Here is a 19,775-nt window from a genome sequence, read left to right on the forward strand (position 1 = left end):
CCAAAATAACGCTATAAATGTTATTTAAAACACAAAACAATTCTATATCCGTGAGGATCAAAACATGAATCTTAAGCTGCAGCTCAAAGTACTGTCGTTCCTGCAGTTCTGCCTCTGGGGAAGCTGGCTCACCACGCTCGGCTCGTATATGTTCGTCACCCTCAAGTTCGACGGCGCGGCCATCGGGGCGGTGTATAGCTCGCTCGGTATCGCCGCGGTGTTTATGCCGACGCTGCTCGGTATCGTTGCCGATAAATGGATCAGCGCCAAGTGGGTTTATGCCATTTGCCATCTTGTCGGCGCGCTGACGCTGTGGCTCGCCGCCCAGGTCACCACGCCGGGCGAGATGTTCCTCGTCATCCTGCTCAACTCGCTGGCCTATATGCCAACGCTGGGGCTGATTAACACCATTTCGTACTACCGCCTGCAGTCTGCGGATATGGATATCGTGACCGATTTCCCGCCGATTCGTATCTGGGGCACCATCGGTTTTATCCTCGCCATGTGGGCCGTCAGCTTCTCCGGCTTTGAGCTGAGCCATATGCAGCTTTATATCGGCGCGGCGCTCTCCTTACTGCTGGTGCTCTTCACCCTGACGCTGCCGCATATTCCGGTGGCTAATCAGCAGAAAAACCAGAGCTGGACCGCCATGCTGGGCCTCGATGCCTTCGCGCTGTTTAAAAACAAACGCATGGCGATCTTCTTTATTTTCTCGATGATGCTGGGCGCCGAGCTGCAGATCACCAATATGTTCGGCAACACCTTCCTGCACAGCTTTGATAAAGATCCGCTGTTCGCCAGCAGCTTTATCGTGCAGCACGCCTCGGTGATGATGTCGATTTCGCAGATCTCGGAAACCCTGTTCATCCTGACCATTCCGTTCTTCCTCAGCCGCTACGGCATCAAGAACGTGATGCTGATCAGTATCGTGGCGTGGATGCTGCGCTTCGGCCTGTTCGCTTACGGCGATCCGACCCCGTTCGGCACCGTGCTGCTGGTGCTGTCGATGATCGTTTATGGCTGCGCCTTCGACTTTTTCAACATCTCGGGTTCGGTGTTTGTGGAAAAAGAGGTTCGCCCGGAAATCCGCGCCAGCGCGCAGGGGATGTTCCTGATGATGACCAACGGGTTTGGCTGCATACTTGGTGGGATGGTGAGCGGCAAAGTCGTAGAGCACTTTACCGTCGAAGGGATCACCGACTGGCAAACCGTGTGGCTGATTTTCGCTGGCTATTCGCTGGTGCTGGCGTTTGCCTTTGTGGCGCTGTTTAAGTACAAGCACGTCCGCGTACCAACCGGGGCGCAGACCGTCGCACATTAAATAAACGGCTTACCCCAGATTTACGAATAAAAAAACGCGCCCCGGTGTTATCAACGGGGCGCGTTTTTTATGCTTTCAGCACATAGCCATATAGCCGCTTAATGCCGTCAGGGTCCGTTTCGCTGTAGACCCCCTGGAGCTCCGGCGAGAAGCCCGGCAGCATATTGACGCCTTCCTCCAGCGCCAGGAAATAGCGCAGCACCGCCCCGCCCCAGATCTCTCCGGGCACGACGCACAGCACGCCAGGTGGATACGGCAGCGCGCCTTCCGCCGCAATCCGCCCTTCGGCTGCGCTTAAGCGCACCAGCTCAACGTTACCGCGAATAAACTCGCGGTTGGCGTCCTGCGGGTTCATCACCGCCCGCGGGAAGCTCTTCTTGCGGAACATCTCTTTTTGCAAATCCTTCACGTCAAAGCTGACGTACAGGTTATGCATCTCCTGGCACAGCTCGCGGATAGTGTAATCCCGATAGCGCACCGGATATTTGTTAAAGATGGTCGGCAGAACGTCGGCCAGCGGGGTATCGGATTCAATATGCTGCTCAAACCGGGCGAGCATCGCCACCAGCTGCGCCAGCTTCTCCGCGCTCTCTGCGGGCGTCAGCAGGAACAGAATGGAGTTCAGATCGCACTTCTCCGGCACGATGCCGTTTTCGCGCAGATAGTGCGCGAGGATGGTCGCCGGAATGCCAAAATCGGTATATTTCCCGCTCTCGGCGTCGATCCCCGGCGTCGTCAGCAGCAGTTTGCAGGGGTCAACGAAGTACTGATCGCTGGCATAACCTTCAAAGCCGTGCCAGCGCGCGCCCGGCTCAAAGCTAAAGAAACGCCGTTCGCGGGCGATGGCTTCGGTAGGATGATCCTGCCACGGACGCCCCGCCACCACCGGCGGAATAAACGGCTGGATCATTTTGCAGTTGGCGATAATCGCCTTGCGCGCTTCGATACCCAGCGCCACGCACTCCGCCCACAGGCGGCGCCCGCTCTCGCCTTCGTGAATTTTGGCATTCACGTCCAGGGCGGCGAACAGCGGATAAAACGGGCTGGTCGAGGCGTGCAACATAAAGGCGTTGTTCAGCCGCTTATGCGGGCAAAAACGTTCCTGTCCGCGCAGATGATTGTCTTTTTTGTGGATCTGCGACGTTTGCGAAAAACCGGCCTGCTGTTTATGCACCGACTGCGTGACAAAAATGCCCGGATCGTCCGGCGTCAGCTCCAGCAGCAGCGGTGAACAATCGGCCATCATCGGGATAAACTGCTCGTAGCCGACCCACGCCGAGTCAAACAGGATGTAGTCGCACAGGCTGCCGATTTTATCGACCACCTGGCGGGCGTTGTACACCGTCCCATCATAAGTCCCTAGCTGGATCACCGCGAGGCGGAACGGCCGCGGCGCATTGGCTTTTTCCGGCGCCGTTTCGCGAATCAGATCGCGCAGATATTTTTCATCGAAGCAGCGATCGTCAATCCCGCCGATAAAACCGAACGGGTTGCGCGATGCTTCGAGATAGACCGGCGTTGCCCCGGCCTGAATCAGCGCCCCATGATGATTGGATTTATGGTTGTTACGATCAAACAGCACCAGATCGCCGCGCGTCAGCAGCGCGTTGGTGACGACTTTGTTCGCCGCCGAGGTGCCGTTAAGGACAAAATAGGTTTTATCGGCGTTGAACACTTTCGCCGCGAACTTTTGCGCGTGTTTGGCAGACCCTTCATGAATCAGCAGATCGCCAAGCTTAACGTCGGCGTTGCACATGTCGGCGCGAAAGACGTTTTCGCCAAAGAAGTCAAAGAACTGCCGTCCCGCCGGATGCTTCTTAAAGAAGGCGCCGTGCTGATGGCCCGGACACGCGAAGGTGCTGTTATCCATCTCAACGTATTGGGTCAGCGTATCGAAGAACGGCGGTAGCAGATTCTCTTCGTAGCCGCAGGCGGCGGCTTCCAGTTCGAGCCACTCCTGCTCTTTGCCGCTAACGATCGCCGTCACGCCCTGCGGTTTTTCGTGGTCAGCTTCACTGAACAGATAAACCGGCAGGTTGAACCCGGTGCGTTTCAGCAACGCAAGGATGCCGCTGCGGCTGTCCGCTACGGTAATGACGACTGCCGCCACATCGGTAAAATCGGTACTGTCCAGGGCCACCACGCGACGATGGGTAGACAGGCGGGATACCAGCTCGCGGCTGGCGGCAATGTGCATTGATTTCATGAGCGCGAATACCCGTTTCCGGAGAGTAAAAGGCTTAGGCCAGGGCATCTGTGCTCTGGCCAACGAACTGTCAGGGTCTGGCTGGATCCCAGCTCCGACCGCCAGACATCAGTAAAAGCAGACCGCGTCCGATCTTACTGTTGTCCTGCAGTGAGCCTGCGTTACGCTCACCGCATGGCGGGCAGAAGTTGCAGAGTAAGGGTAGCAAGACGAGGCTGCCTGCGCATCTGTACGCAACGGCAACGGCGATGTAGCGGCGATGTCGTCATCACGGCGGCCTCATTCAGGAGAGGAGAAAATTCGCGCAATCATGTCACCTTTAAATCTACCGCGCAAGATGAATTACGTATGCAGCCACACCACGGATGCGCAAGCCTTTTTGCCCGTTTGGCGTCATAATAATGCAGTCATTAGGGATAATTAACAGGAGTCATGCTGTGGTTACAGGGCCATTTATTAACGCCGGCGCGGTCCTTTTGGGCGGCGTGCTCGGCGCGCTTTTAAGTCAAAGATTGCCAGAACGGATTCGGACATCAATGACCTCTATTTTTGGCCTGGCGTCGTTAGGAATCGGCATTCTGCTGGTGATCAAATGCGCCAACCTGCCGGTGATGGTGCTTTCAACGCTGGTGGGCGCGCTGCTCGGCGAAGTGTGCAACATGGAGAAAGGCATAAATACGCTGGTCAGTAAGCTCCAGCAGCTGCTTTCGCCCAAAAAGGGGCAGAAAAAGGTCTCAGCGCATGAGTCCTATATTCAAAGCTACGTCGCGATTATCGTGCTGTTCTGCGCCAGCGGAACCGGGATTTTCGGCGCGATGCGCGAAGGGATGACCGGCGACGCCAGCATTCTTATCGCCAAAGCGTTTCTCGACTTCTTTACCGCCACCATCTTCGCCTGCACCCTGGGGCTGGCGGTCTCGGCCATTTGCGTACCGATGCTGGCCATCCAGCTGGCGCTGGCGGCCTGCGCGTCGCTGATTATGCCGTTAACCACGCCGATGATGATGGCGGATTTCACCGCCGTCGGCGGCATGTTGCTGGTCGCAACTGGTCTGCGCATTTGCGGAATTAAAATGTTCGCGGTGGTGAATATGCTGCCGGCCCTGGTGCTGGCGATGCCGATTTCAGTGGCCTGGACGGCGTTTTTCGCCTGAAGATGCGTGCTTTTGACGCAATCTGGTGATAGATTGTTCAGTCTGCTGCGAAACAGATAAATTTCGTTGACGAGGTGCGGTGAATCAGGTTTAATGCGCCCCGTTGCCCGGATAGCTCAGTCGGTAGAGCAGGGGATTGAAAATCCCCGTGTCCTTGGTTCGATTCCGAGTCCGGGCACCACTATTTAAAGAACCCGCCCACAAGGCGGGTTTTTGCTTTTCTGCGACCGGACTCTCCATCGAACTGCATTCGATTATTCGCCGCAAGGTAGTCTTCATTTGCAATGATATTGGGTGGAAACTCGCTTATTAAAAGTTATACCCAAAACAACATGCTAAATCCGGTCAAAACGATAATACAAGCGATATTCAAAAACAGGCCGGCGCGCATCATCTCCTGCTGCTTGATATGACCGGTGGCGAAAACGATAGCGTTTGGCGGCGTCGCCACGGGCAGCATAAAAGCGCATGAAGCCGCAATGGCAATCAATACCGACAGAATCACAGGAGACATGCCGAACGCTTCGGCCACCGAGGCAAATACGGGAATGAGCAACGCAGCGCTGGCCGTATTACTGGCAAACTCGGTTAGAAACACCACGAATGTTGCAATCACCAGGATAATAATAAATATCCCCATATGAGCCACCATCCCGCTAATCTGGTTTGCCAGAAACAAGCTGGTGCCCGTCTCTTTCAACACATTACTTAAGCAAATACCACCGCCGAATAATAGCAGCACGCCCCAGTCAGCCGTTTTCTCTATATCCTTCCAGTGAACCACCCGGGCGAAATTGACCAATATAATGGCGCCTAAAGCCACGATGGTATCGAAGGATTTAAAACCGCCCAGCAGATCGTTAATGGGTCCGCTGAAAATCCAGAAGAATACGGTAAGCGCAAAAATAGCCAGGGTGACTATTTTGCCTTTATCCCAATCGACCCGTTCACTATTCGTTTCGAAGGTCCCCTTAAGTTCCGGCCTGAACACGAGGTAAAGAATCGCAATAGCGACAGGCAGTAAGACGATCATTGCCGGGAAACCGAACTTCATCCAGTCAAAGAAGGAGAGCCCCACCTCGGCGGCGGCAATCGCATTCGGTGGACTGCCGACGATAGTCGCCATCCCGCCAATGCTGGCGCTATAGGCAATCCCCAGGAGCACAAACACATAGGTCGAATGGCTGTTTTTGCTATCGACTTTGCTCAGGATCCCCAATACCAGCGGCATCATCATTGCGGCCGTCGCCGTATTACTGATCCACATTGACAGCAGCGCCGTCACGCCAAACAGCATAAAGACCGCGAGGCTCATTTTACCCCTCGCCATCGCTAATACCTTATCAGCAATGACTTTATCCAGCCCCTGCACATGCATCGCCGCCGCCAGAGCAAAGCCGCCGAGGAAAAGAAATATCGTAGAGTTGGCAAAACTGTTTAGCGCCGCCTGGGTATTAAATACCCCCAGCAGCACGGCCATGACGGGAACCATTATTGCCGTAACGGTCACATGCAGCGCTTCCGTTAACCATAATACGGCGATAAAAGCGAGCATACTCAGTCCCATGACCACCTTCGGCTCATAGGGTAGCGTGTTGTAGAGAACGATAAACAGAACAATATCGAGCAAAATGATGATGCTGTTACGATTAAAAAACCACTCGTGGGTATTGGTGGGTAAAGGACTCATGTCGTTTTTATTCATAGTAGCTTCCTTGTAACTGGTTACGACTGAATCATTACATGTATATGTCTTGCAGGTATAAATTATGTTCCTGTTCTGTTAACTGGATCGTACCAGACAATTTTCCGACTGATTAACTACTGGGCAGGATATTTTTGGAAATAGGGTTCCTGATATAGGTTATTTATTGAAGCGAGCAGGAACATCTTATCAGGATTAATTCACTCACCTGAATTTCCGTCGTTGAACAATGCCCCGATATACCGGGCGCTGATATTTTCGCTGGCACCTGAAAGTTGCCGCTGGGAACTATCGATTATTTTCAGCAATCCTTTTCTGAAATAGAGATAAAGCAGCGCGTAAAAACGGATAATTCGGTGAAAAACCCGGCAAAAAAGCTATTTTCTGGAAATCGACACATCCAGGCGGCTAACAACCTTTCCCTCCGGATGGCTAAAAAGCATCTTATATTCCTTTTTGCTCTTAACGGCAGACAAAAGTTCTTTAAAATGCCAATTTTGCAGCCCTACCATTCAAATCATCTCGATACGAATGGGCAAAATGTTATGTCAGTTTTTCATTCCGTTAGCGACCTGATTGGTCATACTCCCCTGCTGCAGCTGCATAAGCTGGATACCGGCCCCTGCAACCTGTTTCTAAAACTGGAAAATCAAAATCCCGGCGGCTCGATAAAAGACCGCGTCGCGCTATCCATGATTACCCAGGCAGAGCGCGAAGGAAAATTAAAGCCCGGGGGCACGATTATCGAAGCCACCGCCGGCAATACCGGCCTCGGGCTGGCGCTGATCGCCGCGCAGAAAAATTATCGCCTGATCCTGGTGGTGCCGGACAAAATGAGCCGCGAGAAGATTTTCCATCTGCGCGCGCTGGGAGCGCAGGTGCAGCTTACCCGCTCGGACGTTAACAAAGGCCATCCCGCCTACTATCAGGACTACGCCCGGCGTCTTGCCGACGAAACGCCAGGCGCCTTTTATATCGACCAGTTTAATAACGAGGCCAATCCGCTGGCGCATGCCACCACCACTGCCACGGAAATCTTCCAGCAGCTGGAAGGCGATATCGACGCGATCGTCGTCGGCGTCGGCTCCGGCGGAACGCTCGGCGGGCTACAGGCCTGGTTTGCTGAACACTCCCCTAAAACGGAATTTATCCTCGCCGATCCGGCGGGCTCCATTCTGGCGGACCAGGTCGAAACCGGGCGCTACGGTGAAACCGGCTCCTGGCTGGTTGAAGGGATCGGCGAAGACTTTATTCCGCCGCTGGCCCATCTTGAAGGCGTCCGCAGCGCTTACCGCGTCACCGATAGCGAAGCTTTCGCCACCGCCCGCCAGCTGCTGCAGGTTGAAGGTATTCTGGCAGGCTCCTCTACCGGAACATTGCTCACCGCCGCCCTGCGCTACTGCCGGTCGCAGACATCCCCTAAACGCGTGGTGACCTTCGCCTGCGACAGCGGCAATAAATATTTATCAAAGATGTTTAACGATGACTGGATGCGCCAGCAGGGCTTTTTAAGCCGCCCATCGCGCGGCGATCTCAGCGATTTTATCGCTCTGCGCCACGACGAAGGGGCAACCGTCACCGCCGCGCCGGACGATACCCTGGCGGCCATCCTCGCGCGTATGCGCCTCTACGACATCTCGCAGCTGCCGGTGCTGGAAAACGGCCGCGTCGTCGGCATCGTCGACGAATGGGATCTGATTAGCCACGTCCAGGGCGACAGCCAGCGCTTTGCTCTGCCGGTCAGGGAAGCGATGACCCGTAACGTGGAAACCCTGGATAAGCACGCGCCGGAAAGCGCGCTGAAAGCCATTTTCGATCGCGGCCTGGTAGCCGTTATCGCCGACAACGATCGTTTTCTTGGCCTCATTACCCGCAGCGATGTGCTGACCACCTGGCGTAACCGACTCGAACAGTAAGGACTTTTCAATGACAAATTTGCATACTCTGAGCGTACATAGCGGCACATTTACCGATGAACACGGCGCGGTGATGCCGCCTATTTATGCCACCTCTACCTTTGCCCAGCCCGCGCCGGGCCAGCATACCGGGTACGAATATTCGCGCAGCGGCAACCCGACCCGCCACGCGCTGGAAACGGCAATTGCCGACCTGGAAAGCGGCACGCGCGGCTACGCCTTTGCTTCCGGCCTTGCGGCCATCTCAACCGTGCTGGAGCTGCTGGATAAAGATAGCCACCTGGTCGCCGTCGACGATGTCTACGGCGGCACATACCGGCTGATTGAAAACGTTCGCCGCCGCAGCGCCGGCCTGCGGGTGAGCTGGGTGAAGCCCGACGATCTGGCGGCCATCGAAGCGGCCATTCGGCCCGATACGCGCATGATCTGGGTCGAAACGCCGACCAACCCGCTGCTTAAGCTGGCAGACCTCAGCGCTATCGCCGCCATTGCCCGGCGGCACAATATTATCAGCGTCACCGACAACACCTTCGCCTCGCCGGCTATCCATCGTCCGCTGGAGCTGGGCTTCGATATCGTGGTGCACTCGGCGACCAAATACCTCAACGGCCACTCCGATGTGGTCGCCGGGCTGGCGGTGGTCGGCGACAACACCGCGCTGGCGGAAAAGCTGGGCTATCTGCAAAACGCGGTTGGCGGCGTTCTCGATCCGTTCAGCAGCTTCCTGACGCTGCGCGGTATTCGTACCCTGGCGCTGCGTATGGAGCGCCACAGCAGCAATGCGCTGCTGCTCGCCGAGTGGCTGGAGCAGCAGCCGCAGGTCGAAAAGGTCTGGTTCCCGTGGCTGGCCTCGCATCCGCATCATCAGCTGGCGCGCAGGCAGATGGCGCTTCCCGGCGGGATGATCTCCGTGGTGGTCAAAGGCGACGACGGCTACGCCGAGCGGATCATTCGTAAACTGAAGCTGTTTACCCTCGCGGAGAGCCTCGGCGGCGTGGAAAGCCTGGTGAGCCAGCCGTTTAGCATGACCCACGCGTCGATCCCGCTGGAGCAGCGGTTAGCCAACGGGATTACTCCGCAGCTGATTCGTCTGTCGGTAGGGATTGAAGATCCGCAGGATCTGATCGCCGACTGGCGCCACGCGCTGCGCGACTAAGCAGATTGCCCGGCGGCGGCTAACCTCTTGCCGGGCCGACAAGCCCCCCATCACATCAGGCCCGCCGCCCGGCAGAGAATTAAGCGGTCAGCCCGTTCTGGCGCTGCCCCTGCAAAAGATGCTCAACAAACCGCGTCAGCTTCGGCAGCGGGCGCAGATCCTGACGCCAGAGTAGATGAACCGGTCTCGGCTGCGGAGTATAAGCCTCCAGCACGCGCACCAGTTGGCCGCACTCGAGCGCATCCGCCAGCAGCACTTCCGGCTGCAGCAGCAGTCCGGCGCCGGCGATCGCCGCCGTTCGCAGCGCGTAGCCATCATTACAGCGCAGAACAGCATCGCGCTTCCAGCGGACGCCCTCCTCCGCGCCCGGCAGCTTCCACTCATTGCGCGCGGTCCACACCGTATGCGACAAACAGAGGTGATCGGCCAGGTCCGCAGGCGTTGTCGGCGTACCGTGGCGGGCTAAATACCCGGGCGCGGCGCAGATCGTCATCCGGTAGGGCGCGAGATACTTTGCCACCAGATCGTTATTGCGGATCTCGCCGATGCGGATCGCCAGATCGATACCTTCATCCACCAGATCGACCATCCGGTTGGTCAGACCCAGCTCCACGCGCACGTCGGGCCAGGCCTGGAGAAAAGTGGCGGCCAGCGGTGCGATCACGCAGGCGCCAAACGACGTCGGCGCGCTTACCCGCAGCGTCCCCGCGGGCGCGATCCGCAGCCTCTCCACCGCGCTTTCGGCGATTGAAACCTGCTCAAGGACGCGTTTCGCCTCGTCAAAATAGACCCGCCCGGCGTCGGTGAGGCTCTGGCGGCGGGTATTGCGCTCAAGAAGACGGGTATTAAGCTGCCGCTCGATCAGCGCGATATATTTCCCGACCATCACCGCCGACATATCGAGCCGCGATGCGGCTTCGCTAAAGCTTCCGCATTCCACCACCGCAATAAAGGTCTCCATCGCCCGCAGCTTATCCATATTGCAAACCTCAGGTTAGTAATCATTTAACTTTTAGCCAGTTTATCCGATATCTGTTTTATTAAAGAATAGCCTCTCACCCGAGAGAGGAACCTGCTATGAAAATCATCGTTATTGGCGCCAGCGGTACCGTTGGCCGCGCGGTTGCGCAAGAGTTAAGTCAGCGTCATGAGGTTATTCACGTCGGCCGCACTCAGGGCGACTATCAAGTGGATATCACCTCACAGCAAAGCGTAGAGAGCCTGTTTGAGAAAACCGGCCGGGTAGACGCGATTGTTTCCGCCACCGGTAATCTGTTCTTTGGCCCACTGGCAACCATGACCGACGGCGATTTCAACCAGGGCTTACAGGATAAGCTATTGGGGCAGATTCGCCTGGCGTTGACCGGCCAGCATTATCTGAACGATAGCGGATCTATTACGCTGATTAGCGGGATCGTCGCCCATGAGCCCATCGCTCAGGGCGTCAATGCCACCACCGTCAACGCCGGGCTGGAAGGATTCGTTCGCGCCGCCGCCTGCGAACTGCCGCGCGGAATACGCATTAACCTGATTAGCCCGACCGTATTAACGGAATCGGCGGCAGCCTACGACGGTTTCTTCCCCGGTTTTGCCAGCGTCCCCGCCGCCAGCGTGGCTCAGGCCTACCGCCGCAGCGTAGAAGGCATCCAGAACGGACGGATCTATAAGGTCGGCTACTAACCGGCCGCTGCGGGCTGGAATCCCCCTTCCGGCCCGCGACGGCGCTTACATCCTGTTCCATCAACAGTTACACTGGCCCTTCAATTTGCCTTTTTGAACCACTCATGTTGAAAAAACTCGCTTTTATTGCCCCGCTTTTGGCGCTTATCGCCCTGCTTATCTGGTGGTTCACGCCCCGCTACGCCGAAGAGGATGTCGCGTACTACCGCTCCGTCTTCTGCGCGATCGACCATCAGGACAGCCGCGCGTTTCTCCGCGATATGGAAAATATGATTGAAGGCGGCAATTCGGACTATGCGCTACATAAGACCCATTACGTGCCCGCCCTGGGCCAACGGATGCTGGACACCTGGCAGCAGCTCACGCCGGAAGAACAGAAAAGTATCAGTAAGGACCAGCAGCGCTGTCGCCAGCTGATGAGCGAAAAACAGCGTTCGCGCTAAGAATTCGCGCTGAGCAAAACGAAACGCTGGCAGGAAAGGTTAAGCAGAAATTATGTTTCAATTGGCTATTGGCGGCGGCAATCATCAATCTGACGCCGGATTGCCCTTATCATAAAAAGTAGTTGATCTGGTATCGACAAGCTCTTATTTTGCTTCTCAGTTTTTCAACGAGATGAAACTGATGCCTACTATTACAGCCAGTAGTATGAAAGAAGCAAAAGAGTTAATGAATTGCGGGAAGTACAAAGAAATCGTCCTCAATTTCGATATCGATGCTGACGATTTTTTCACCCTCGCCACATCCCAGTCAGCAACCAAAGTCACCATCACAGACAGAAATAATCGCTCATCGGTCAACGCAGAAAAATAATAAAAACCCCTGAGGCTATTCTTATGCTGTTAGCTATTGGTACCGTCGCTGTTGCTTTTCTTTCCGCATTGATGCTGATCTGGCTTGACGATCGCATTGCCGACCAGGATTAACGACCCGGGCCGACGATAAGCCGCAGAAGGCCCGCCTCTGTGTTTCTCTCGCCCGTAGCCAAAGGCTACGGGCGATTCAAAAACCCCGCCCAGGCCATTTTCACGTTACTCATTGCTGTTTTTCGCTCAACGGGCAGACCATGCATTCGCATGAAGATGGGGGGCTTAGAGAAGAGAACGGCAAGGAAGCCCCGCGCCGCCAACGGCGCAGAGCAGGGCGATTACAGCGACTTCGCCAGACGCTCGACGGCGGTCATCAGACCGTCTGCCGACACCGTAGAGTAGGAGAGACGCAGCGTGCGGGTATCCGGGTTATCGTTATAGAACGCTTCCCCAGGCACGTAGACTACGCCGTTTTCCAGCGTTTTCTTCATCCATTCCATGGTATCGAACGGATAACGGAAGCGAGCCCACAGGAACATACCGCCTTTAGGACGGCTAAACTCCAGATGCTCGCCAAGCTGCGATTCCAGCGCGTCGGCCAGCGCCACGCACTTCTTACGATAATCTTCGCGAATCAGGGCAATCTGGCTTTCCAGACGGTTCATGCTCAGGTATTCCGCGGTGATCACCTGCGAGAGCATGTTAGTGTGCAGATCCGCCGCCTGTTTGACGATCACCGTCTGCTGCGCCAGCCAGTCCGGCATGACGATCCAGCCAATACGCATCCCCGGCGCGAGGATCTTGGAGAAGGTGGAGGTATAAACCACCTGATCTTCACAGCCCAACTCAACCGCGTACTGATACAGCGGGCGGCGCACTTCGTCAGTGAAGCTGATTTCACCGTACGGATCGTCTTCAATGATGACGAAGTCGTGCTTTTTCGCCAGCTCTACCAGGCGGCGACGGCGCGCTTCGCTCAGGGTTTTCCCGCCGGGGTTGCCAAACGTCGGCACCAGGTAAACGGCTTTCACCCGGGTGGTTTCCAGCAGGTCGGCCAGTTGCTCCACCAGCATACCGTCATCATCGGTATCGACGCTGAGAATGTTCGCCTGCGCCAGTTGGAAGACCTGCAGCGCCGCCAGATAGGTCGGGCGCTCAACGACGATGGCATCGCCCGGATCGAGCAGCGTGCGGGCGACGATATCCAACGACTGCTGCGAACCGGAGGTGATATAGACATGGCTTGCCGGGCAGGCAACGCCGCGCGCCTGACACAGTTCGCTAACGGCCTGACGCAGCGGCGGATAACCTTCGGTCAACCCGTACTGAAACGCATCGTTAAAACGCCCGTTCATCACCTGCTGCACCGCCAGGTTCAGGCCTTCGGTATCAAAAAGCTCCGGAGCCGGAATGCCGCCGCCCAGGGAGATCACGCCGGGCAGTTTACTGTGCTTGAGGAGTTCGCGGACGGCGGAGGGCTTAAGTTCACCCGCGCGGGCGGCGAGTCGCCGATCGTGCATACTATTTTCCTTTTCTGTCTTGTTGTTGTGATGTTTTATCTATTTTTTACCGATAATTCTCCCGGTCGCACTATGCTCACTGGGGCTACGGGTTCGTATGTTCGGTAGCCCGGACAGATGCGCAGCATCGCCTCCGGGATATTCTTCAGCATCCTGCGGCCTTCCCCCGGGGGCGGCGCGATGCGCCTTGCCCGGGCTACAAATGCCGCAGGTGACGAGAACCGCAGCCCGAATAAGGCGCTCATCGCCGCAATCCGGGCCAAACTTAACGGCTATCTGTGTCTTTTAGCACGATTAACGGCTCAATATCGCTCTCTTTTTTAACCACCAGAGAATCATCTCCGCGCAGGCAGGTCCCGCCGTAGTTACCGCCGACGGTGAAGGTGCAAACCTGGATGTATTTGCCATCCACTTTTGGCAGGCACCACAGCTGCTGGTAGATATTTTTGCGGTCGAAAAACTGGCCGCTGGTTTTATCCAGCACTTCGTCCTGCGGGCCAATCAGGTCGATATTGTTGCCGCAGCGGCCTGAGATAGGCTTAACCGCATAGCCGCTTTCCGCCAGCTGCTCGTTGACCACAAAATCGGTATCCAGAAGATAGCGATGGTTGGGGAACAGCGACCACAGCACCGGCAAAATCGCCTTATTGCCGGGGATGACCGTCCACAGCGGCTCGAAGACTAATACTTCCGGGCGCAGCAGAACGTCTATCAGGCGAACTTCATTATTCGGGTGTCCGGTACGGATCGGCACCGCCGCGTACTCATCGGCGCTGACTTCCCGCACCTGCTCAATGGCGGTTTCCCATGCCCAGGTTTTCCAGACGCAGTTAACCAGACGACCGTCGGCGTCGATCAGCTGCCCGGCGGCATCCCAGCGCAGCTCATCAAGGCCAAACAGAATTTTGCTCTCGAAACCGGCCTGGGTCAGCGAACGCTGGATAAACTGCGCGTGGTAGTTCTCCTCCAGATCCTTATCCTGCATGATGTGCACGAAAGGACGCGCCCGGCTGTGCTTCCACGCCCCAGCCAGCTCATCCAGCAGGTTTTCCGCCGGGTTGTGGCCGGTGCCGTAGTAGCCCTGTTTCAGCCACTGTTCGAGGATCAGCCCGCCTTCGGTATGGCAGGACGCGGAGTCGGCGTTGTACTCATATACCTTCAGCCCGCGCTCATCCATACAGAAATCCATGCGGCCGGTAATCATATGATGGCGACGCCGCTGCCACGAGAGGCGCAGGCGCGGCCAGAGAATTTTCGGAATATCGAACAGCGCCAGCAGGCTGTCATCCTTCATCACCTTGTCGGTGGCGTGCAGGTACATCAGATGCAGCTCGTTGGTGGCCTTGATAAGCTCCTGCTCGGCGCTTTCGGTGATGGTGAAATACTGGTAAGGGTCTTTATTGATGACGTGGCCGTTGGCTTCCACGTAGGCTTTTTGCAGCGAATCTTTCTCGTTGAGCCAGTTGCCGCGGTATTGGCCTTTATTAGGCAGCCGCGCGCCTTTGATGGCCATCGCCTCACCCGGCAGCACCGGCTGCGGCAGGCTGTGCTCGGTATCGGCGGTTTGGATCATCCAGCCGAGGATTTCGGTATCGGCAAAGGTGTCTTTAATCGTGTAGATGCCGTTTTTCACTTCCAGCGTCAGCTCTCGGGTCCACTGCTGGCCCTGCGGCAGCGGCGAGTGAATCACGTTCTGCTCGGCAATCCTGACCTTATTGCCTACCAGTTGCGTAATCACCGCCACGTGGCCAGTGTGCTTAAACTCGCCGCCTTTCTGCCAGATCAGCAGCGAGCCGGCGATCGGCGGACGGCGGGAGCCGTTGGCGAACGCCTGCAGCGGCAGAATATTGTCGTTGACCACCTCGCGTAAAAAACGCAGGGAGAAGATTTCGTAGGCCATGCCGACATCGGTGAAAACAAAACCGTAGGTGAGGAACAGAAAACGGCGCGCGAACTCCACGCACTGCCATTTGTGCCCCATATACTCATTACCGATATAGCTGCGGAACGTGGCGTCATCCGGGTAATCTTGCGGATTTAAGCTACTGTAATTCGAAGAATAAATCGCCACGCCGCCCGGTGCGTAGCCTAAGAGTGTACCAAACGGGGCGTCACTGCTTGTCGAACCTTTGCTCATTTAGCCTGACCTCAAATTAATGCAGCCCGGGCAGTTGGCGAAACAAAACTCCCTCTTCTTATCCTGCCGCAGGCACTTACCAGACAGAGGTGGAGTGATGATACCACTCATTCGATTCGCTAATCGTGCCCTTAAGGAAAATAAGCCTGCGCCGCCGGGCAAAAGTGATATCGTTATTTGAGATAAAAAAAAACAGGAGTCGACAATGAGCACACCTTCGCATCTGACTGCCCAACCGCTGGTCTGGGGGCATGGCCCACGCACCTTTGAGGTGTTCCTCGAACCCACCTGCCCTTTCTCCGTGCGCGCCTTTAATAAGCTGGATGATCTGCTGGATGAAGTTGGCGCGGATAACGTGACGATCAAAATTCGTCTCCAGTCCCAGCCCTGGCATCTGTTTTCCGGCGTCATCGTGCGCTGCATTCTCGCCGCTTCCACCTTGCCGCACGGCCGGGAGCAGGCGCATAAGGTGCTTAAAGCCGTCGCCGACCACCGCGAAGAGTTTGAGTTTACCGACCACTGCAGCGGGCCAAACATGGACGCCACGCCGCAGCAGATTATCGAGCGTATCGAACGCTATAGCCACGTTTCGCTGGCTGCGGCGTTTGCCCGCCCGGAGCTGCAAAACGAGATCAAATGGCACAGCAAGTATGCCCGCCAGAACGGCATCCACGTGTCCCCGACCTTTATGGTTAACGGCCTGGTGCAGGCGGATCTCGGCAGCGGCGACGACGTCAGCGTATGGGCCGCGCGGATTCTGGCTTAGACCGGCGCACCGAAAGGTTAGCGCCACGACTTCAACACCTCACTAAAAAGGCAGATCAGCATGTCAGAGAATAACTACCAGCCACCTAAAGTGTGGGAATGGAAGCAAAACAACGGCGGCGCATTCGCCAATATCAACCGTCCCGTTTCCGGCGCAACGCACGATCGGGTGCTGCCGGTGGGCGCGCACCCGCTTCAGCTCTATTCGCTGGGGACGCCTAACGGGCAGAAGGTGACCATTATGCTGGAAGAACTGCTGGCATTAGGCGTCAGCGGCGCGGAATACGACGCCTGGCTGATTCGCATCGGCGAAGGCGACCAGTTCTCCAGCGGCTTTGTCGAGGTTAACCCGAACTCGAAAATCCCCGCGCTCCGCGACCACTCCACCACGCCGCCGACCCGCGTTTTTGAATCCGGCAGCATCCTGCTCTATCTGGCGGAAAAGTTCGGCTTCTTCCTGCCCAAAGATCCGGCAGGCCGCACTGAAACTCTCAACTGGCTGTTCTGGCTGCAGGGCTCGGCCCCGTTCCTCGGCGGCGGTTTTGGCCATTTCTTCAGCTATGCGCCGGTGAAAATCGAATACGCGATCGACCGCTTTACGATGGAAGCCAAACGCCAGCTTGACGTGCTCGACAAGCAGCTTGCCCGCGGCCGTTTTGTGGCAGGAGAGGAGTACACCATCGCCGACATGGCTATCTGGCCGTGGTACGGCAACGTGGTGCTGGGGAACGTTTACAACGCCGCCGAGTTCCTTGATGCCGGTAGCTATAAAAACGTGCTGCGCTGGGCGCAGGACGTCGGCAACCGCCCGGCCGTTCAGCGCGGACGTATGGTTAACCGCACCTCAGGCCCGCTCAACGAGCAGCTTCACGAGCGCCATGACGCCAGCGACTTCGACACGCAAACCGAAGATAAGCGCCAGGCGTAACGCTCTGGCCCACCGGAGGCGCCCACCTCCGGTTTTTAGCTTTCCAGCCGATAGCCCGCCATAAAGTAGCGCTGCGCGGTAGACGAATTTCCCTCTTTAAAGAAGTCCATCACCCAATCTCTTTCCAGACCGTAGCGACGGGTGAGGATCCCCGCTTCCCAGGCGCTAAGCTGGCGATCGCCGGTTTTTTCAAACATGCGGTGCGAGTAGCCAAGCACAAACCCGCGTTTATAGTCGGCGCAAAAGTTCGCCGCATGCGTAGCGGTATCAGCATAGGATGCCTGTAGCCCCGCCATTAAGCCTTTACCAAAATGATTTTCCATCGCGCCCTCCCCACCCAATCGCTATATATTAAATTATATAGCGATTTTTTAAGCGAGCGGTAGCGCTATTTCTGACGAGTTCGCTAACGTAAATACCGTTCAAACCATGCCAGCGTGCGTTGCCAGGCCAGGTCAGCCGCAGCCCGATCGTAGCGCGGCGTGGAATCATTATGAAAGCCGTGATTCACGCCCTGATAGAGATAGGCCTCGTAGACTTTATGGTGTTCTTTCAACGCCTGTTCATAGGCGGGCCAGCCTTCATTAATGCCGCTATCGAGTCCGGCGTAATGCAGCAGCAGCGGCGCTTTAATTTTATCGACCTCCTTCAATGGCGGCTGGCGGCCGTAAAACGGCACCGCGCAGGCCAGCTCAGGGATAGCCACCGCCGCCGCGTTGCTGACGCCGCCGCCGTAGCAAAAACCGGTGATACCGACCTTCCCCGTCGCCTGCGGATGCTTCGCCATAAACGCGACCGCCGCAAAGAAATCATTCATCAGCTTCACGGGATCGACTTTCTGCTGCAGCGCGCGGCCTTCATCATCATTCCCCGGATAGCCGCCGACGGAGCTCAGGCCATCCGGCGCCAGCGCGATATAGCCCGCTTTCGCCACCCGCCGGGCAACGTCTTCAATATAGGGATTCAGGCCGCGGTTCTCATGAACCACCACCACGGCAGGCGCTTTGTCGGCTATTTTCGCCGGCATCACCTGATAAGCCCGCACTTCGCCGTGGCCGTCAGGAGAAGGGTAGTGAATATACTCCGGACGGATATCCGGGTCGGTAAACGCCACCTGCTCCGCCAGAGCATAGTCGGGCTTCAGCAGGTTAAACAGCGCCAGCGCGGTCATCCCGCCGACGGTATATTTCCCCGCCAGCTGGAGAAACTCGCGTTTGCTGATTTTGCCGTGGGCGTAGTAGTCATAGTATTCGAGCAGCTGCTGCGGGAAATCTTTGGCCGTTAATCGCGTCATCACCCTGCCTCCGTTGTTAAGCGCCCTTTAAGCAAAGCAGAAGCCCGGACATACGCCAGCGCAGAAAAGCAGAAACGGGGAGTAAAAAGCCCAGCGGCCAACGCCGCCGGGAGAGAAGGGATCAGTGTTTCACTTTGGTCAGACGATCGAGGTAGCCCATCACAAAGGCTGACAGCACAAAGGTCAGGTGGATGATGACGTACCACATCAGCTTATTGTCCGGGACGTTTTTCGCATCCATAAACACCCGCAGCAGGTGAATAGAGGAGATCGCCACGATGGAGGCGGCCACCTTATTTTTCAGCGAAGTGGCGTCCATTTTGCCCAGCCAGCTGAGCTTCTCCTTACCTTCGTTGATATCCAGCTGCGAGACAAAATTTTCATAGCCGGAGAACATCACCATCACCAGCAGACCGCCCACCAGGGTCATATCCACCAGCGACAGCAGGGTCAGAATCATATCCGACTCACTGACGCTGAAAATATGCGGCAGTATGTGGAAGATCTCCTGAAAAAATTTGATCGTCAGCGCAATCAAACCGAGCGAAAGGCCAAAATAAACCGGCGCCAGCAGCCAGCGCGAGGCGTACATAGCATTTTCCAGAAAGCGTTCCATAAGATCCTGTCAGTTAACATAAACGACCGCCATTATACCGCAACAGGGTAACGTTATAGCAACAGTCGTCCAACAGGAGAGCGATTCGAGGAGATAAAAAAGGCTGGCGCAAGGCCAGCCTGGGAGATGAGTCGGTAAGGGGTTACTTGGCTTTGACGGTCTCTTCGCCCACCAGGCCAATCTTCAGATAGCCCGCCTGGTGCAGGGTATCCATGACCTTCATCATCGTCTCGTAGTCCACGGTTTTATCCGCGCGGAAGAAGACGGTGGTATCTTTCTTGCCTTCGGTCAGGGCATCCAGGGACGCAATCATGCTCTCTTCGGTGATGGGGTCATTACCGAGGAACATGGTTTTATCCGCCTTCACCGACAGGTAGATCGGTTTTTCCGGGCGCGGCTGCGGCTGGCTGGAAGAAGCCGGAAGATTCACCTTCACGTCTACGGTGGCCAGCGGCGCCGCCACCATAAAGATGATCAGCAGCACCAGCATGACGTCGATAAACGGCGTCACGTTGATGTCGTGCATTTCACCGTTATCATCGAGGTTTTCGTTAAAATGCATGGCCAT

The 19,775-nt window shown here is 56.4% G+C and carries 19 protein-coding genes and 1 tRNA gene; 10 read left to right on the top strand and 10 right to left on the bottom strand.

Annotated features, from left to right (window positions below; all coding sequences use genetic code 11):
• Positions 1-64: 64 nt before the first annotated feature.
• Positions 65-1,321: a nucleoside permease gene (locus CMQ96_RS11980; RefSeq protein WP_004135823.1), complete on the top strand. Its 1,257-nt coding sequence runs from the start codon at positions 65-67 to the stop codon at positions 1,319-1,321.
• 67 nt (positions 1,322-1,388) lie between these two features.
• On the opposite strand, the gene CMQ96_RS11985 is transcribed toward CMQ96_RS11980, so the two are convergent.
• Complete coding sequence (locus CMQ96_RS11985; RefSeq protein WP_098066870.1) at positions 1,389-3,527, bottom strand: ornithine decarboxylase; 2,139 nt, start codon at positions 3,525-3,527, stop codon at positions 1,389-1,391.
• 437 nt (positions 3,528-3,964) lie between these two features.
• On the opposite strand from CMQ96_RS11985, the gene CMQ96_RS11995 reads away from it, so the two are divergent.
• Positions 3,965-4,681 (top strand): DUF554 domain-containing protein, encoded by a 717-nt coding sequence (locus tag CMQ96_RS11995; protein ID WP_004135818.1) that lies wholly within the window; start codon positions 3,965-3,967, stop codon positions 4,679-4,681.
• A gap of 105 nt (positions 4,682-4,786) precedes the next feature.
• Positions 4,787-4,862, top strand: a tRNA-Phe gene (locus CMQ96_RS12000).
• A gap of 135 nt (positions 4,863-4,997) precedes the next feature.
• Here CMQ96_RS12000 and CMQ96_RS12005 read toward each other — a convergent pair.
• The gene (locus CMQ96_RS12005) at positions 4,998-6,386 is read right to left on the bottom strand and encodes a DASS family sodium-coupled anion symporter (protein ID WP_049085001.1); all 1,389 of its coding nucleotides are present in this window, start codon (positions 6,384-6,386) and stop codon (positions 4,998-5,000) included.
• 545 nt (positions 6,387-6,931) lie between these two features.
• Between CMQ96_RS12005 and CMQ96_RS12015 the strand changes: the two genes are divergently transcribed.
• Both CMQ96_RS12015 and CMQ96_RS12020 read left to right on the top strand, forming a co-directional pair.
• The gene (locus tag CMQ96_RS12015; RefSeq protein WP_098066902.1) at positions 6,932-8,302 is read left to right on the top strand and encodes a cystathionine beta-synthase; all 1,371 of its coding nucleotides are present in this window, start codon (positions 6,932-6,934) and stop codon (positions 8,300-8,302) included.
• Between the two features lie 10 nt (positions 8,303-8,312).
• Complete coding sequence (locus CMQ96_RS12020) at positions 8,313-9,458, top strand: PLP-dependent aspartate aminotransferase family protein (protein ID WP_098066871.1); 1,146 nt, start codon at positions 8,313-8,315, stop codon at positions 9,456-9,458.
• Positions 9,459-9,537: 79 nt separating this feature from the next.
• Here CMQ96_RS12020 and CMQ96_RS12025 read toward each other — a convergent pair whose 3' ends face one another.
• Positions 9,538-10,437: a LysR family transcriptional regulator gene (locus tag CMQ96_RS12025; RefSeq protein ID WP_098066872.1), complete on the bottom strand. Its 900-nt coding sequence runs from the start codon at positions 10,435-10,437 to the stop codon at positions 9,538-9,540.
• Positions 10,438-10,535: 98 nt separating this feature from the next.
• On the opposite strand from CMQ96_RS12025, the gene CMQ96_RS12030 reads away from it, so the two are divergent.
• The 3 genes from CMQ96_RS12030 to CMQ96_RS12040 all read left to right on the top strand — a co-directional run bounded on the left by CMQ96_RS12030 (position 10,536) and on the right by CMQ96_RS12040 (position 11,951).
• Positions 10,536-11,138 (top strand): short chain dehydrogenase, encoded by a 603-nt coding sequence (locus tag CMQ96_RS12030; RefSeq protein ID WP_049131483.1) that lies wholly within the window; start codon positions 10,536-10,538, stop codon positions 11,136-11,138.
• A 104-nt stretch (positions 11,139-11,242) separates the two neighbouring features.
• Positions 11,243-11,581, top strand: coding sequence for a hypothetical protein (locus CMQ96_RS12035; protein WP_004135798.1), 339 nt, complete (start codon positions 11,243-11,245; stop codon positions 11,579-11,581).
• 181 nt (positions 11,582-11,762) lie between these two features.
• Positions 11,763-11,951 carry a hypothetical protein gene (locus tag CMQ96_RS12040; protein ID WP_004135795.1) on the top strand — a complete coding sequence of 63 codons (189 nt, stop codon included), beginning with the start codon at positions 11,763-11,765 and terminating at the stop codon, positions 11,949-11,951.
• Between the two features lie 334 nt (positions 11,952-12,285).
• On the opposite strand, the gene CMQ96_RS12045 is transcribed toward CMQ96_RS12040, so the two are convergent.
• The 3 genes from CMQ96_RS12045 to CMQ96_RS29030 all read right to left on the bottom strand — a co-directional run bounded on the left by CMQ96_RS12045 (position 12,286) and on the right by CMQ96_RS29030 (position 15,827).
• On the bottom strand, positions 12,286-13,467 hold the full coding sequence (locus tag CMQ96_RS12045; protein WP_004135794.1) for a PLP-dependent aminotransferase family protein: 1,182 nt from the start codon (positions 13,465-13,467) through the stop codon (positions 12,286-12,288).
• A gap of 265 nt (positions 13,468-13,732) precedes the next feature.
• Positions 13,733-15,604, bottom strand: a complete 1,872-nt coding sequence (gene gss / locus CMQ96_RS12055; protein ID WP_004135792.1) for a bifunctional glutathionylspermidine amidase/synthase — start codon at positions 15,602-15,604, stop codon at positions 13,733-13,735.
• Between the two features lie 76 nt (positions 15,605-15,680).
• The gene (locus CMQ96_RS29030) at positions 15,681-15,827 is read right to left on the bottom strand and encodes a hypothetical protein (protein ID WP_305955183.1); all 147 of its coding nucleotides are present in this window, start codon (positions 15,825-15,827) and stop codon (positions 15,681-15,683) included.
• On the opposite strand from CMQ96_RS29030, the gene CMQ96_RS12060 reads away from it, so the two are divergent.
• Complete coding sequence (locus CMQ96_RS12060) at positions 15,810-16,370, top strand: thioredoxin domain-containing protein (RefSeq protein ID WP_004135790.1); 561 nt, start codon at positions 15,810-15,812, stop codon at positions 16,368-16,370. The genes CMQ96_RS29030 and CMQ96_RS12060 overlap by 18 nt on opposite strands.
• Positions 16,371-16,430: 60 nt before the next feature.
• Positions 16,431-17,297 carry a glutathione-dependent disulfide-bond oxidoreductase gene (gene yghU, locus CMQ96_RS12065; protein ID WP_024358669.1) on the top strand — a complete coding sequence of 289 codons (867 nt, stop codon included), beginning with the start codon at positions 16,431-16,433 and terminating at the stop codon, positions 17,295-17,297.
• Between the two features lie 35 nt (positions 17,298-17,332).
• Here the strand turns inward: yghU and CMQ96_RS12070 are convergent, their stop codons facing one another.
• The 4 genes from CMQ96_RS12070 to exbD form a co-directional block, all read right to left on the bottom strand.
• Positions 17,333-17,620, bottom strand: coding sequence for a DUF2623 family protein (locus CMQ96_RS12070; protein ID WP_024358670.1), 288 nt, complete (start codon positions 17,618-17,620; stop codon positions 17,333-17,335).
• Between the two features lie 83 nt (positions 17,621-17,703).
• Positions 17,704-18,591: a YghX family hydrolase gene (gene yghX / locus CMQ96_RS12075; protein ID WP_049087435.1), complete on the bottom strand. Its 888-nt coding sequence runs from the start codon at positions 18,589-18,591 to the stop codon at positions 17,704-17,706.
• A gap of 121 nt (positions 18,592-18,712) precedes the next feature.
• A complete protein-coding gene (locus tag CMQ96_RS12080) occupies positions 18,713-19,207 on the bottom strand; it encodes a TIGR00645 family protein (RefSeq protein WP_004105804.1) in 495 nt (164 codons plus the stop codon).
• Positions 19,208-19,349: 142 nt separating this feature from the next.
• Positions 19,350-19,775 carry a TonB system transport protein ExbD gene (exbD, locus tag CMQ96_RS12085; RefSeq protein WP_004135785.1) on the bottom strand — a complete coding sequence of 142 codons (426 nt, stop codon included), beginning with the start codon at positions 19,773-19,775 and terminating at the stop codon, positions 19,350-19,352.

Source organism: Klebsiella sp. MBT K-1 (genome assembly GCF_002556465.1).
GTDB classification, from domain to species: domain Bacteria; phylum Pseudomonadota; class Gammaproteobacteria; order Enterobacterales; family Enterobacteriaceae; genus Klebsiella; species Klebsiella grimontii.

Bases quoted from the DNA above. Each gene is read 5' to 3' on its own strand.
- CMQ96_RS12035 (WP_004135798.1), top strand. From the start codon at position 11,243: ATGTTGAAAAAACTCGCTTTTATTGCCCCGCTTTTGGCGCTTATCGCC.
- CMQ96_RS12015 (WP_098066902.1), top strand. From the start codon at position 6,932: ATGTCAGTTTTTCATTCCGTTAGCGACCTGATTGGTCATACTCCCCTG.
- CMQ96_RS12060 (WP_004135790.1), top strand. From the start codon at position 15,810: ATGAGCACACCTTCGCATCTGACTGCCCAACCGCTGGTCTGGGGGCAT.
- CMQ96_RS11985 (WP_098066870.1), bottom strand. From the start codon at position 3,527: ATGAAATCAATGCACATTGCCGCCAGCCGCGAGCTGGTATCCCGCCTG.
- CMQ96_RS12030 (WP_049131483.1), top strand. From the start codon at position 10,536: ATGAAAATCATCGTTATTGGCGCCAGCGGTACCGTTGGCCGCGCGGTT.
- CMQ96_RS11980 (WP_004135823.1), top strand. From the start codon at position 65: ATGAATCTTAAGCTGCAGCTCAAAGTACTGTCGTTCCTGCAGTTCTGC.
- CMQ96_RS29030 (WP_305955183.1), bottom strand. From the start codon at position 15,827: ATGCGAAGGTGTGCTCATTGTCGACTCCTGTTTTTTTTTATCTCAAAT.
- CMQ96_RS12045 (WP_004135794.1), bottom strand. From the start codon at position 13,467: ATGCACGATCGGCGACTCGCCGCCCGCGCGGGTGAACTTAAGCCCTCC.
- yghU (WP_024358669.1), top strand. From the start codon at position 16,431: ATGTCAGAGAATAACTACCAGCCACCTAAAGTGTGGGAATGGAAGCAA.
- CMQ96_RS12040 (WP_004135795.1), top strand. From the start codon at position 11,763: ATGCCTACTATTACAGCCAGTAGTATGAAAGAAGCAAAAGAGTTAATG.
- CMQ96_RS12080 (WP_004105804.1), bottom strand. From the start codon at position 19,207: ATGGAACGCTTTCTGGAAAATGCTATGTACGCCTCGCGCTGGCTGCTG.
- CMQ96_RS12005 (WP_049085001.1), bottom strand. From the start codon at position 6,386: ATGAATAAAAACGACATGAGTCCTTTACCCACCAATACCCACGAGTGG.
- gss (WP_004135792.1), bottom strand. From the start codon at position 15,604: ATGAGCAAAGGTTCGACAAGCAGTGACGCCCCGTTTGGTACACTCTTA.
- yghX (WP_049087435.1), bottom strand. From the start codon at position 18,591: ATGACGCGATTAACGGCCAAAGATTTCCCGCAGCAGCTGCTCGAATAC.
- exbD (WP_004135785.1), bottom strand. From the start codon at position 19,775: ATGGCCATGCATTTTAACGAAAACCTCGATGATAACGGTGAAATGCAC.
- CMQ96_RS12025 (WP_098066872.1), bottom strand. From the start codon at position 10,437: ATGGATAAGCTGCGGGCGATGGAGACCTTTATTGCGGTGGTGGAATGC.
- CMQ96_RS12070 (WP_024358670.1), bottom strand. From the start codon at position 17,620: ATGGAAAATCATTTTGGTAAAGGCTTAATGGCGGGGCTACAGGCATCC.
- CMQ96_RS12020 (WP_098066871.1), top strand. From the start codon at position 8,313: ATGACAAATTTGCATACTCTGAGCGTACATAGCGGCACATTTACCGAT.